Consider the following 13,070-nt stretch of genomic DNA (forward strand, 5'->3'; position numbering starts at 1 on the left):
TCACGCGCCGCCTGCCGCGATGACGTACTGGGCCCGTACCTCCCCGTACCGCGCCAGCTCCGCCTCCACCGGCTCCAGCACCCGCCTGGCCCCGCACTCGGCCGCCGCCTCCCGCAGTCGGCCCTCCACCGACCGGCCGTGGCGCCGGGCGGGCCCCCGCGCCGCCACCCGGGAGCCCCACGCCAGCGCCGGGCCGACCGCCGCGCCGCCCACCAGCAGCGCCGGCATCCACCACTGCGGCCCGCGGAACACCCCGGCGGTGGCTCCCAGCAGCCACAGCGCCCCCACCACTTGCAGCACCAGCAAGGTCACCTGAGCTGCCGCCACCATCGACCACCACACGGGCCGGATCAGCTGCCGGTCCACCGCCGCGGCCGCCACCGCCTCGTCGACCGCCTCCGCCAGCCCTCTGCCGCCCCACCCCGCCGCCTCCCGCACGGCCTGCGCCCATGGGCCGGGCAGCCCGGCCGTCGCCTGGTCCCCGAGCCTCCGTACGGCCTCCTCCACCGCGGGGCGCGCCGTGACCGCCTCCACCGCCACCGTGCGCGCCCGCGCGCCCGGGATCTCCATCCGCTCCGCGACTCCGGGGGTTCGCGAGGCCAGGGAGCCCCCCGAGGCGCGGGCCCTCCTCCCCCGCACCCGCCCCCACGGCGTTCCGCACCGCCACTCCGCGTCCCTCAGCCAGGCGCGCTCCGCCGCCTGTCCGGCCGCGGCCGCGCCCGCCGCCTCGGCCAGCCGGTCCTCGAACTCCGCCCGCGCCCGCTCGGTGAGCCCGACCGGCCCGTTGTCCGCCACATACTGCGGCCGCAGCCGCGTCATCGTGCCGTCCACGTCCGCCGACAGCCGGCGCTCGGCCGCCCCGCACTCGGCCGTGAGCCGCCCGAGCGTCTCCCGCAGCTCCCCGACGCCCTCGCCGGTCAGCGCGGACAGCGCGAGCACGGTCGCCCCCGGCTCCCCGTGCTCCCCGAGGGCGAGCCCGTCCTCGTCCAGCAGCCGCCGCAGATCGTCCAGCACCTGGTCCGCGGCCTCGCCCGGCAGCCGGTCCACCTGGTTGAGCACGACGAAGGTCACCTCTGCATAACCGGCGAGCGGCCGCAGATAGCGCTCATGGAGGACCGCGTCCGCGTACTTCTCGGGGTCCACCACCCACACCACCGCGTCGACGAGCCCCAGCAGCCGGTCCACCCGCTCCCGGTGGCCCGGGGCGGCCGAGTCGTGGTCGGGCAGGTCGAGGAGGACGAGACCGCGCAGCGCGGGGTCGTAGGGATAGCCCGGGTTGCGCCGGTCCATCGCCGGGATGCCGAGCCGGTCCAGCAGGCCGTCGGCGTGGTCGGTCCAGGCACAGGCGAGGGGCGTGGCGGTGGTCGGCCGTCGGATTCCGGCCTCGGAGAGGGGGGCTCCGGCGAGGGCGTTGAACAGTGTCGACTTACCGCTTCCGGTGGCCCCGGCGACGGCGACCACGGTGTGCCCGTAAGGATGCCGACCCCGCGCGTCCGCCTCGTCGAGCACCCGTGCGGCCCCGGCGAGCGTGTGCCCCTCGAGCCGGGACCGGGAGAGCCCGACCAGCTGGCGCAGGGCCTCGAGCCGGGGCCGCAGGGTGCCCGTGGCGAAGCTGCGGACGCCGGCCTGGTACACGGCGTAGGGAGGGCCGCCGAAGGACCGCCGGGCGGTCTCCTCCCCCGGGAAGTAGCCCGCCGTGGCGTGGGGAATGCCCGCCGTGGCCTCCTCCGACCTCCTCTCGTCCGCCGCGCGGGCCGGGCGGGCCCCGGTGCGTCCTCCGGTCCAGCGGTGCGCGCGCCGGGCGATCAGGCCGTCGTCCCAGGTGTGGCGGCCCCCCGCCGCCCGGTCTCCCCCGCCGCCCTCGTTGCCGCCATTGCCCTCCGTGGCCGTCACCGTCGGTCACCTCTCCTTCTGCAGTACGGACAGCGCGGCGATCAGCTCGACCTGGTGCTCCGGGGACATGTCCAGGGCGTCCAGCGGGGCCAGCCTGCCGTCGCGCTCCGCCCGCATGGCGCGTGCGACACAGCTGTCGAGCAGCCGTCCGCCGCGGTCGCCCAGGCGCAGCGCCGCATGCGCGCCCAAGGTCTCGGCGAGCTTCTCGCCCGCCTTACGGGCGCGGCGTCCGCCCAGCAGGGACGCGGCGAGCAGGGCGGCGATCTCCTCGGGCGCACAGCTGCCCCCGTATTCGGCGATCCGGGCCCGTGCCTCCTCCTCCGCCAGCTCCTCGGCACAGCGCCGCCAGTGCCGTACGGCCACCCCGATCCGCTCGGCGGCGCCGGGCGTGTCGCACGGAGCGAGCCCGGCCTGGGCGACCGGGTCCTGCCTGCCGGCCTCCGCGACCCGCTCGTCGGCGGTGGCGGCCGCGCCGCGCAGCAGGGTGGCCAGGGAGTCGGTGAGTGCCGTAAGGAGCTCATCGGGGGTGCTGTCATGCGGCAGGCCATGCCAGTGGGTGAGCGCACCGCCCGCGAGCGCCGCGCCCTGCGCGATCTCGCGCCGCACCCGCTCCACCGCTTCCCCGTACGCGCCCTCCACCTGCTGGACCAGCCGCACCGCGGCCGCGTGCTGTGCCGCCGCGGCCCCGGCCAGCGCGGGCATCCGGGAGCTCAGCGAGGCGAGCGTCCCGGCGGCCGTACGGGCGGCGGCGACGGTACGGGCGTACGGATCCTGTGCGTGCTGGGTGAGCCAGGACCGCAGGGCTGCGACGGCGGTGGCCGGCAGCAGCCCGCTGCCGCCGCCCGCGGACTCGGGGAGCTCGGGGATGGTGAAGCGCGGGATATCGCCGAGGCCGGCCGCCGTAAGGAGCGCGGCGTACTGCCGGGTGACCTCGGCGGCCACCTGGTGCGGCACCCGGTCCAGGACAGTGACGAGGGTGACGTCGTACTCCTTCGCGGTCCGCAGCAGATGCCAGGGGACGGCGTCGCCGTAGCGGGTGGCCGTGGTGACGAGCACCCAGATGTCGGCGGCGCAGATCAATTCCGCGGCCAGATCGCGATTCCGCGCGACCAGCGAGTCGATGTCGGGCGCGTCGAGCAGTGCGAGCCCCCGCGCCAGCCCCGGATCGGTCTCCACCCGCAGCGCCGCCGGCCCCTCCTGCGCCCGCCCCTCCTCGTCGTACGCGCTCTCCGCCCGCTCCCCCTGTGCCGGCACCCACACCCGGGTGAGCCGCGGCAGCACCCGCTGCCCGGCGAACCAGGGGTGGTCGTCGGGGTGGCACACCAGCACCGGCGTACGCGTCGTGGGCCGCAACACACCGGCCTCGGTGACCCGTCGGCCGACCAGCGAATTGACGAGGGTGGACTTGCCCGCCCCCGTCGATCCCCCGATTACCGCCAGCAGGGGCGCTTCGGGGGCGCGCAACCGGGGCACGAGGTAGTCGTCCAGTTGAGCGAGCAGCTCGGCTCGGCTGCGGCGAGCGCGGTCGGCGCCGGGAAGGGGGAGCGGAAACCGAGCGGCGTCGACACGGTCGCGCAGTGAGGTCAGCGCGTCGAGCAGCCGGGGCCGTACGTCCAAGATCGCCACGTGGTGAAGAATGCACGCTTTTGGTGCCTTTTTGAAGCGTATGGTCACTCGTGCGCGTCAAAGAGACCCACCCGGATCACTCTAAAAGGGGCATGAGGCGGACGTGACGACAGGGGCGCGGGCATAACGAGTGCACAACACCCGTTCCCTGAGGCGTGAAAAACGATGCAAGTTTCGGACCTGCCTGCGATTATCAGACCGCTTCACCGAACCTCCACAACGTGCCACGGAGGTGAAGCAACCGGGGCGAGGCGCAAGGAGCCCTATCCTTGTCCCGGCAAGGTCACGGTCCGTCGAGCCCGGCCACCCGCACCACGGCCGCCCCGGCGGCCCCGCAGGCACCGGGGGCTCAGCAGCTCCGCGACCACCACCGGCCCCCGTAGCTCAGTGGATAGAGCAGGCGCCTTCTAAGCGCTTGGCCGCAGGTTCGAGTCCTGCCGGGGGCGCACCGGACCCTCTTCTCTACGCACGTAGCGAAGGGGGTCTTCTTGCCGTTCGGAGCCGATTCCACCGGCCAGGGCGCCGCCCCGGGCGCGCCCGGCGGTCAGGGGCAGGCGTGGGCCCGGCTGCCCTACTCCATGCCTCGCTTGCCCGGCGCCCAGAAGGGCTTGGTGAGTACCGCGCGGCGGTCCCAGCCCGCCTCCCGGACGAGCACCTGGCGCACTCGCTGGACGGTGCGGGCCTCCCCGGCGACGTAGGCGATCCCGCCCGGTTCGGGGGCGAGGCGGCGTATCGCGTCCGGGAGTGAAGCGCTTCCCCTGGTCAGCCAGTTGAGGCGGTCCGAGTGGGGCAGCGGGAGGCGGTCCGCGGTCGTTTCCGTCTCCACGCAGCCGGAGACCCGTACCCCGGGCGGCAGTGCGGCCAGCATCGCGCCGAAGGGGACGGACGCCGTCTCCTCCCCGACGAAGACGTGGTGGGCGGCCTCGGGGCGGAGCGTGAACGACCCCTCGGGTTTGCCCAGCCGCACCCGCTCCCCGACCTGGACGCTCCTGCCCCAGCGCGCCCCCGGCCCGGCTTCGGCGTGGTCCAGTACGCACAACTCGATGGCGCCCGAGGGGTCGTAGCGCCACACGGAGTACGTACGGCGGGTCAGCCCGGAGCCGACCAGGACGCGCACCTGCTGCCCGGGGCGGACGTCGAGCCCGGCGAGGGTGTCGCCCTCGATGCGCAGCCGGCGCATACGGGCGGCTATGGGTTCGGCCTCGGTGACGGTGCCGCGGAGCATCAGCAGGTCCAGGACCGGGTCCAGCAGCGTGGGCATGGGAGGGCTCCTCGGGGAACTCAGGTGCGTGCGGGGGAAGTTGGGCAGCCATCGGCGACCGGACGCGATAGTACGTGTTTCCGGCCGAATGCGATAGTGCGTGAGTTGCCCCGGACCCGGACCCCGAGATCTCGCCGCCCCGGCTCCCGGGAGAGGGTCAGTCCTTGCGGTCCCCGGTGTCGCCGCCCGTTTCGGGGCCGCGCTCGCCGTCGGTGCGCCCCGCCCCGGAGAGGGGCGTCCTGTTGGACGTGGCCATCTCATGGAGGATGACCTCGGGGTGGTGGAGGTCGAAGGCCGGGGATTCGGAGCGGATCTTCGGCAGGGTGAGGAAGTTGTGCCGGGGCGGCGGGCATGAGGTGGCCCATTCCAGGGAGCGGCCCCACCCCCAGGGGTCGTCGACCTCGACCCGCTTTCCGTACTTCCCGGTTTTCCACACGTTGTAGATGAACGGCAGGGTGGACAGGCCCAGGAGGAAGGAGCCGATGGTGGAGACCGTGTTCAGCGTGGTGAAGCCGTCGGCGGCCAGATAGTCGGCATAGCGGCGCGGCATGCCGGTGGCGCCCAGCCAGTGGTGCACCAGAAAGGTCGTATGGAAGCCGACGAACAGGGTCCAGAAGTGGATCTTGCCGAGGCGCTCATCGAGCATCGTGCCGGTGAACTTGGGCCACCAGAAATAGAATCCGGCGAACATCGCGAAGACCACCGTGCCGAAGACCACGTAGTGGAAGTGGGCGACGACGAAGTAGCTGTCGTGGACCTCGAAATCCATCGGCGGCGAGGCGAGGATCACCCCGGTCAGCCCGCCGAAGAGGAAGGTGACCAGGAAGCCGATGGACCACAGCATCGGTGTCTCGAAGGAGAGGGAGCCACGCCACATGGTTCCGATCCAGTTGAAGAACTTCACCCCGGTCGGCACCGCGATGAGGAACGTCATAAAGGAGAAGAACGGCAGGAGCACCGCCCCGGTGGCGAACATATGGTGGGCCCATACCGTCGCGGAGAGGCCGGTGATGGCGATGGTGGCGCCCACCAGACCGATATAGCCGAAGACCACCTTGCGGGAGAACACCGGAATGATTTCGGTGATGATGCCGAAGAACGGCAGGGCGATGATGTAGACCTCGGGGTGGCCGAAGAACCAGAAGAGGTGCTGCCAGAGCACCGGTCCGCCGTTGGCCCCCTCGAAGACGACCGCGCCGAATTTACGGTCTGCCTCCAGCACCAGCAGGGCGGCCGCCAGGATGGGGAAGGCGAGCAGCACCAGGATCGAGGTGAAGAGGATGTTCCAGGTGAAGATGGGCAGCCGGAACATCGTCATTCCCGGGGCGCGCATGCACACGATGGTCGTGATGAAGTTGACGGCGCCCAGGATCGTCCCGAAGCCGGAGAGGGCGAGGCCCATCACCCACATGTCGCCGCCCACGCCCGGTGTGCGCGTCTTGCTGCTGAGCGGCGTATAGGCCGTCCAGCCGAAGTCGGCCGCACCGTTGGGGGTGAGCAGACCGCCGATCACGATCAGCCCGCCGAAGGCGAAGAGCCAGTACGAGAACATGTTCAGCCGGGGGAAGGCGACATCCGGGGCGCCGATCTGCAGCGGCATGATCTCGTTGGCGAATCCGGCGAAAACCGGTGTGGCGAAGAACAGCAGCATCAGCGTGCCATGCAGGGTGAAAGCCTGGTTGTACTGCTCCGGACTGACCAGTTGCAGTCCGGGCCGGGCGAGTTCGGCCCGCATGACCATCGCCAGAAGGCCGCCGATGAGAAAGAAACCGAACGCGGTCACCAGGTACAGGTGTCCGATTTTCTTATGGTCCGTGGTGGTGAGCCAGTCGACCACGATGCTGCCGAGTTTGGTGGTTTCGGCGGGAGCTTCAAATTCGGGCTTGGTTGTCGTCGCCATGTCCGTGTCCGCTCCTCGGCAGGATGCATGTGTGGGCGGCCGGCGGCACCGGCCAACGCATACGTTGTATTGATTCGCCCACCATTACCCGAAGCGGGACGGCGATTCGGACCCGACTCGCCGTAGAGGATTTATATGTGCCGCCCTTATGGCTGTGGCTTTGTCTGTGCCGTCTTTCCCGCCTCCAACTGGGACTTCGCCTCGCGCAGGGCGCGGCGTACCTCCTGGCGGGGGTCCTGACCGGCCAGCCTGCCCGGCAGGGCGATGGCGAGCCGCGAGGGCTGATCCTTCGTCCGCGCCGCCAGCTCGGTGCCGCAGTTCCCGGGCGCCGGGCGAATCCGGATCTCCAGCCGGTCTCCGTAGCGCTCCAGCGGCTCCGGCAGCGCTTCGGCCCGTACGTCCGTGGGCGGCCGGTTGACGGTGACCGTCTGCCATCGGCCGCCGTTCTGGGCGTCGGCCAGCCGGGCCATCCGCGACGGCCTGCGCCGCCATCGCCGGATCCCCGCGCTCACGACGATCGCCGCGGCGCTGAGCAGCGCCGATCTCACCCGTCGCACACGTGACATCGGTTCCTCCTGTCTTCCGGCATGAGGATGAGCAGGCGCCCCGCCTTCGGGCACAGGCCTCTGCGGACATACTCCGCTCTCCGCACGGCACCCGCCCGTCGTGGGCCGGGGACCCACCGCCGGTTACCCGTGGCCGGAGGACCCAATCAGATGGCTCCGCGCGCGCGGGCGTTGGTGGAAGCGGACCGTTTTCCCCGCCCGAATCCGGGTCACCCGGAAGGGTGGCGTCGGGTCCGGCCGGACGGATTCCGAAAAACGTTCGACCGGACGAGGGACCCACCGAAGGGCGCCTGAGCTGGGCCGTCGCGGACGCCGGCGGTCGGGGCCGCGCCATCCCTGGCCGGTTTTGCCAGCCCAGAAGGCATACATGGGAATCCCTTTACCATCCCATTCGTTCCACGCATGCCCCCCACGGAACAGAGAACGAACCCAGTGACAGTGAAGGAGTGGACGCCGCGATGGTGTTCAAACGAGTGCTCGGCTCGCTCGGGGTCGGTGGACCCGTCGTGGACACGGTCCTGGACCGGGAGCCGGTGCGCCCCGGTGGGGTGGTGCGGGGGCAGGTGCGGCTCCGGGGCGGCGGCCGGGCCTGCGATATCGAGCACCTCGCACTGGAGCTGGTCGCCCGGGTCGCGGCCGGGCACGGCGGCGAGGAGCGCGCGGGCGGCGTGGTCTTCGACCGCCTGCGGCTCAGCGGGGGGTTCCGGCTCGACACGAGAGAGCACAGAGACGTTCCGTTCACCCTTCACATACCGTGGGAAACCCCGCTCACCGAGCTCTCCGGACAGCCGCTGGGCGTCGTCCTGGGCATCCGGATCGAGCTCGCGTCGGCGGGCGCGAAGGACCACGGCGATCCGGAAGAGCTGATCGTGCACCCGCTGCCGGCTCAGGAAGCCGTGCTGGGGGCGCTGGGGCGGCTCGGCTTCGGCCTCATCGCCGCCGATCTGCGGCTCGGCCATAGCACCGGCACCGGGCAGACGCTCCCCTTCCACCAGGAGATCGAGCTCACTCCCGCCCCGCGGTACCTCCACGCCATGAACGAGATCGCGCTGACCCTTCTCACCGGCCCCGACGGCATGGAGGTCGTCCTGGAGGCCGACAAGCGCGGCCGGCCCTTCTCCGGCGCGTCCTCCCCCGGCAAGCGACTCCCCGGTGGCCCTGCCGCCTTGAGCCGCCACACCGTGAGCCATGAGGGCCTCGAGCGTCGCGACTGGACCGCCGAGGTCGACTCCTGGATCCAGGCGCTCATCGCGGCCCGCACCGCCCACACGCTCCGCGCCGGGGCGATCACCTCGGGCGTCACGGCCGGTACGGCGGCCGGGGCCGCGGGCGGCATGGTCGCGGCCGGGCTCGGCGACGCGTTAGGGAACTTAGAGGGCTTAGGAGGCTTAGACGGCTCAGACGACTTAGCGGGCTTGAAAGACTCAAAAGACCTGAGGGACTCGGGGCACGAGGAAGCGGACCAGGGCTGAGACGCGCGGAAGGGCCGCGGATCTCCCCGCGGCCCTTCCGGTGCACCAGCGGCGAACGGCTAGGAACGGCGCCCCACGGCATCGGGGTCGTCCACCGTCTCCCGCGGCTCCTCCGCCACGCGATCGCCTCCGTTCCCGACCCCGGCCTCACCCCCGCCCTCGACCGCCGTCGCCGTCGCCGGAGCGGGCTCACGGCGCGCCGCCAGCCGGGCCGTGACCCGCCGGGCGACGGGCTCCGTCCAGCGGGCGGTGAGCGGGCCGAGGACGACCAGGATCAGGACGTACGCCGTGGCCAGCGGGCCCAGCGAGGGCTCGATACCGGCGGTGACGGCGAGTCCCGCGATGACGATCGAGAACTCGCCCCGGGCCACCAACGTGCCACCCGCCCGCCAGCGGCCCCGTTTGGAGATCCCGGCCCGCCGCGCCGCCCAGTAGCCGGTGGCGATCTTCGTACTCGCGGTGAGGACGGCCAGCGTCATGGCGGGCAGCAACACTGGGGGGATGCTGGCCGGATCCGTGTGCAGACCGAAGAAGACGAAGAAGACGGCGGCGAACAGATCCCGCAGCGGGCTGAGCAGATGGTGGGTGCCCTCGGCGACCTCCCCGGACAGGGCAATGCCCACCAGGAACGCGCCGACGGCCGCCGACACCTGGAGCTGCTGGGCGATCCCCGCCACCAGCAGCGTCAGCCCGAGCACCACCAGCAGCAGCTTCTCGGGGTCGTCGCTGGAGACGAAACGGGAGATGTGCCGGCCGTAGCGGACGGCCAGGAAGAGCACCAGACCGGCCACGCCGAGGGCGATGGCCAGGGTGACGCTGCCCGCCGCCAGGCCCGCACCGGCCAGCAGAGCGGTGACGATCGGCAGATAGACGGCCATCGCCAGGTCTTCGAGGACCAGGATGCTCAGGATCACCGGGGTCTCGCGGTTGCCGAGCCGGCCCAGATCGCCGAGGACCTTGGCGATGACTCCGGAGGAGGAGATCCAGGTGACACCGGCCAGCACCACGGCGGCCACCGGCCCCCATCCCAGCAGCAGGGCCATGACGGCGCCGGGCAGCGCGTTGAGCACCGCGTCGACGAGCCCGGCCCGGTACTGGGTCTTGAGATTGCTGACCAGATCGCTGGCGGTGTACTCCAGGCCGAGCATCAGCAGCAGCAGGATGACGCCGATCTCGGCACCGGTCGCGACGAACTCCTCGCTGGTCCCCAGCGGCAGCAACCCGCCCTCGCCGAAGGCCAGTCCGGCCAGCAGATACAGCGGGATCGGGGAGAACTGAAACCGTCCGGCCAGCCGCCCCAGCAGCCCGAGGCCCAGGATGACCGCGCCGAACTCGATCAGAAAGACGGCAGACGAATGCATGGGCCTACACCCGCCCGAGTATCGCCGCGGCCGAGTCCACACCCTCGCGGGTACCGATCACGATCAGCTCGTCCCCACCGGCCAGCCGGAAGTCGGGAGTCGGCGAGGGGATCGCCTCCGCCCTGCGCAGCACGGCCACGATCGAGACGCCGGTCTCGGTCCGCATCCGCGTCTCGCCCAGCACCCGCCCGTTCCAGTACGACGTGGACACCAGCTCGATCCGCTCGGCCACCAGCCCCAGCTCGGTGGTGGACAGCAGATTCGGGCTGTGATGGCTCGGCATCAGGACCCCGACCAGCGCTTCCGCTTCCCCCGCGGTCAGCCTGGTGGACAGGGCACACTCATCGGGATCCTCCTTCCGGTACGCACTCAGCGTCCGGTCTCCGTCGCGGTGCGCGATGACCGACAGCAGCCGGTTCTCTCGCGTCGTCAGGTCGTAGCGAACCCCGATGCCGGGCAATGGCGTACTGCTCATCCGCGGAGCGCCCACAATCATCCCTCTCGTCGCTCGAGTCTCGTGCCACCCTAACGAATGGCAAAGAATTGGTAATGATGGCCGGTGAGTGAGGGCCCGATGGGACGATGCCGACCGCATAAGGGTGGGGTGGCCATCGACAGGCGAGGAGGATGGTGCCCGGAGGAGGATGGGGCCCATGATTGAGTGGAGGCGGCTCAGCACAGGCATCAGACCGGTTCCCGATCCGGTCGCCACTCCCGTCATCTGGGGCGGGGCCTTCCTCGGTGCGCTGGTGCTGGTGGTAACCCTGAACTTCCTCGGCGGCCATGGCCGCCCGATGTTCGCCCTGATCGGTCTCTCGCTGCTGGCCGCCCTGCTGGGGCTGTGCGCGCGTTTTGTCGCGGCGCCCGGTACGGCGGCGCTGTGCTGGCTGTTCCTCAACGGCTTCGCCATTCCGCCCGCGGGCCGGCTCTCCTGGGCGGGCGATCGCGACACCGGCTGGCTGGCCTGCCTGCTGGCGGCGGCCGTCGCGGGCACCGCGCTCGCCCGTATCGTCAACGCCCGGGCGGGATACCGCCGCATCTCCCCGCTCGGCCGCCGGCCGGGGCCGCCGGAGTGAGCGACGGCCGGTCCGACGACCGGCCCATGGTCGTAGGTCCCACGGCCGTGGGACGGCCCGGCGAAAGGCCGATGCTCCAGGGGCGGGACCGTCCCTAGGGTGTGGGGCGCTGCCCGGCGGTCACGGTGCCGTCGATGTGTTCCTCACGACGTAGGAGACGCCCATGCCCGCCGACGGTCAGAGCCATATCCGTATCGCCCGCCCCTCGCGTGACCTCGCGGCGGCGGAGCGCTTCTGGTGCGGTGGGCTCGGGTTGAGCGTGGTGTACCGGATCGAGGGCGGCGACCGGGCCGGGGAACACGATCTGCTGATGGTGGGCTGGCCGGACGCCTCCTGGCACCTGGAGCTCGTCCACGAGGCGGCCCACCCCGTCGAGCCCCGGCCGACCGAGGAGGACCTCCTGGTGATCTACCTCGACGAACCGGTCCCCGAGGACTTGGTGGCCCGCCTCATCGAGCACGGCGGCACCCGCGTGCTCTCCCCCAACCCTTACTGGAACGAATGGGGCGTCACCGTCGAGGACCCCGACGGCTACCGCCTGGTGCTGTGCCGACGGGACTGGTCGAATTCCTGACGGCGCCGAGGCAGCTCGCCCAGGTGCCGAGGCCGCTCGCCCGGGCGCCGGGGCCGCTCGCCGAGGTGCCGAGGCCGCTCGCCCGGGCGCCGGGGCCGCTCGCCGAGGTGCCGGGACCGCTCGCCGAGGTGCCGGGACCGCTCGCCGAGGTGCCGGGGCCACTTCGCCGAGGTGCCGGGGCCACTTCGCCAGGCGTCGGCGCCATGTAGCGGCGCGCCGGACCCTCGCCGCATGTCGCGACGCGCCGGACCCCTCGCGCTAGTGCGGCATCGTCAGGACCGCCACACCGTTGACGCGGTCGGCGGCGAGGTCGTCGAGGGCGGCGTCCGCCCGGTCGAAGGGGTAGGGGGTGACCGTGGCACTGATGCGGTCCTCGGCGGCCGCGGCGAGGAATTCGCGCCCGTCCTCGCGGGTGTTGGCGGTGACGCTGCGCATGGTGCGTTCGCGGAAGAGGTGGCGCTCGTAGTCGAGGGAGGGGATGTCCGAGAGGTAGATCCCGGCGATGCTCAGCGTGCCGCCGGCGTCCAGGGCCTCCAGGGCGACCGGGACCAGTTGGCCCACCGGGGCGAAGAGGATGGCGGCGTCGAGGGGCTCGGGCGGGCGGTCGTAGGAGTCGTTCGCGGAGGCGGCGCCGAGCTCCAGGGCGAGGGTCTGGGCGGCGGGTGAGCGGGTCAGGACGTGGACGACGGCGCCCTGGGCGATGGCGACCTGGGCGGTGAGGTGGGCGGAGCCGCCGAAGCCGTAGATGCCGAGCCGGCCGCCCGGCGGGAGATCGGCGCGGCGCAGGGCGCGGTAGCCGATGATGCCGGCGCACAGCAGCGGGGCGAGTTCCTCGTCGGTGTATCCGGAGGGCAGCTCATAGGCGTAGGCCGCCGGTACGGTGACGTACTCGGCGTAGCCGCCGTCCGCGTCCCAGCCGGTGTACTCCGAGGACGGGCACAGGTTCTCCTGGCCCCGGAGGCAGTAGCGGCAGCGGCCGCAGGTGCGCCGCAGCCAGGGGACGCCGAGCCGGATTCCGGGGCCGGGGCCGTGCGCCCGCGAACCCGCCGCGACGACCTCGCCGACGGCCTCGTGGCCGGGGACGACGGGGCTGCGGTGCGGGGGCAGGTCGCCGTCGCGGACATGCAGATCGGTGCGGCACACCCCGCAGGCTCGGACCCGGATCAGCAGTTCGTCCTCCACCGGCCGCGGCACCGGCAGCTCCACCTGCTCGATCCGGCCCGGGGCGGGGACCACCCATGCCCGCATGGTCGCCGGAAGGTCGGCGTTCGCGTCCGTCGTCACACCGTCAACGTAACGCCGTGGGGCCCGCGGCGACCGTAAGGCACGCGTTCAGACCAT

The 13,070-nt window shown here is 72.1% G+C and carries 12 protein-coding genes and 1 tRNA gene; 5 read left to right on the forward strand and 8 right to left on the reverse strand.

Annotation, left to right across the window (positions count from 1 at the left end; genetic code table 11):
• The gene (locus BLV72_RS10790; protein ID WP_093461847.1) at positions 1-1,893 is read right to left on the reverse strand and encodes a GTPase; all 1,893 of its coding nucleotides are present in this window, start codon (positions 1,891-1,893) and stop codon (positions 1-3) included.
• 6 nt (positions 1,894-1,899) lie between these two features.
• A complete protein-coding gene (locus BLV72_RS10795; RefSeq protein WP_093470292.1) occupies positions 1,900-3,510 on the reverse strand; it encodes a dynamin family protein in 1,611 nt (536 codons plus the stop codon).
• Between the two features lie 382 nt (positions 3,511-3,892).
• On the opposite strand from BLV72_RS10795, the gene BLV72_RS10800 reads away from it, so the two are divergent.
• Positions 3,893-3,965 (forward strand) — tRNA-Arg (locus BLV72_RS10800).
• 125 nt (positions 3,966-4,090) lie between these two features.
• Here BLV72_RS10800 and BLV72_RS10805 read toward each other — a convergent pair.
• The 3 genes from BLV72_RS10805 to BLV72_RS10815 all read right to left on the reverse strand — a co-directional run bounded on the left by BLV72_RS10805 (position 4,091) and on the right by BLV72_RS10815 (position 7,246).
• The gene (locus BLV72_RS10805) at positions 4,091-4,780 is read right to left on the reverse strand and encodes a siderophore-interacting protein (RefSeq protein WP_093461849.1); all 690 of its coding nucleotides are present in this window, start codon (positions 4,778-4,780) and stop codon (positions 4,091-4,093) included.
• Between the two features lie 157 nt (positions 4,781-4,937).
• Positions 4,938-6,680 carry an aa3-type cytochrome oxidase subunit I gene (gene ctaD / locus BLV72_RS10810; RefSeq protein ID WP_093461850.1) on the reverse strand — a complete coding sequence of 581 codons (1,743 nt, stop codon included), beginning with the start codon at positions 6,678-6,680 and terminating at the stop codon, positions 4,938-4,940.
• A 146-nt stretch (positions 6,681-6,826) separates the two neighbouring features.
• Entirely contained in the window at positions 6,827-7,246 is a 420-nt protein-coding gene (locus BLV72_RS10815) for a hypothetical protein (protein ID WP_093461852.1), read from the reverse strand.
• A 458-nt stretch (positions 7,247-7,704) separates the two neighbouring features.
• On the opposite strand from BLV72_RS10815, the gene BLV72_RS10820 reads away from it, so the two are divergent.
• Positions 7,705-8,718: a sporulation protein gene (locus tag BLV72_RS10820; protein WP_093461853.1), complete on the forward strand. Its 1,014-nt coding sequence runs from the start codon at positions 7,705-7,707 to the stop codon at positions 8,716-8,718.
• Between the two features lie 59 nt (positions 8,719-8,777).
• Here BLV72_RS10820 and BLV72_RS10825 read toward each other — a convergent pair whose 3' ends face one another.
• On the reverse strand, positions 8,778-10,079 hold the full coding sequence (locus BLV72_RS10825; RefSeq protein ID WP_093461855.1) for a cation:proton antiporter: 1,302 nt from the start codon (positions 10,077-10,079) through the stop codon (positions 8,778-8,780).
• 4 nt (positions 10,080-10,083) lie between these two features.
• Positions 10,084-10,554: a cation:proton antiporter regulatory subunit gene (locus BLV72_RS10830; protein ID WP_093461857.1), complete on the reverse strand. Its 471-nt coding sequence runs from the start codon at positions 10,552-10,554 to the stop codon at positions 10,084-10,086.
• Between the two features lie 178 nt (positions 10,555-10,732).
• On the opposite strand from BLV72_RS10830, the gene BLV72_RS10835 reads away from it, so the two are divergent.
• The 3 genes from BLV72_RS10835 (at position 10,733) to BLV72_RS47265 (ending at position 11,938) form a co-directional block, all read left to right on the forward strand.
• Positions 10,733-11,155, forward strand: a complete 423-nt coding sequence (locus BLV72_RS10835) for a hypothetical protein (protein WP_093461859.1) — start codon at positions 10,733-10,735, stop codon at positions 11,153-11,155.
• Positions 11,156-11,318: 163 nt separating this feature from the next.
• Positions 11,319-11,729 carry a VOC family protein gene (locus BLV72_RS10840; protein ID WP_093461861.1) on the forward strand — a complete coding sequence of 137 codons (411 nt, stop codon included), beginning with the start codon at positions 11,319-11,321 and terminating at the stop codon, positions 11,727-11,729.
• Positions 11,702-11,938, forward strand: a complete 237-nt coding sequence (locus tag BLV72_RS47265) for a hypothetical protein (protein WP_143059767.1) — start codon at positions 11,702-11,704, stop codon at positions 11,936-11,938. The genes BLV72_RS10840 and BLV72_RS47265 overlap by 28 nt, the downstream gene beginning before the upstream one ends.
• A 49-nt stretch (positions 11,939-11,987) precedes the next feature.
• Here BLV72_RS47265 and BLV72_RS10845 read toward each other — a convergent pair whose 3' ends face one another.
• Positions 11,988-12,977: a zinc-dependent alcohol dehydrogenase family protein gene (locus BLV72_RS10845; protein WP_093470293.1), complete on the reverse strand. Its 990-nt coding sequence runs from the start codon at positions 12,975-12,977 to the stop codon at positions 11,988-11,990.
• Positions 12,978-13,070: the final 93 nt, after the last annotated feature.

Origin of the sequence: Streptomyces melanosporofaciens (genome assembly GCF_900105695.1) — a bacterium.
In the GTDB taxonomy this organism is placed as follows: domain Bacteria; phylum Actinomycetota; class Actinomycetes; order Streptomycetales; family Streptomycetaceae; genus Streptomyces; species Streptomyces antimycoticus.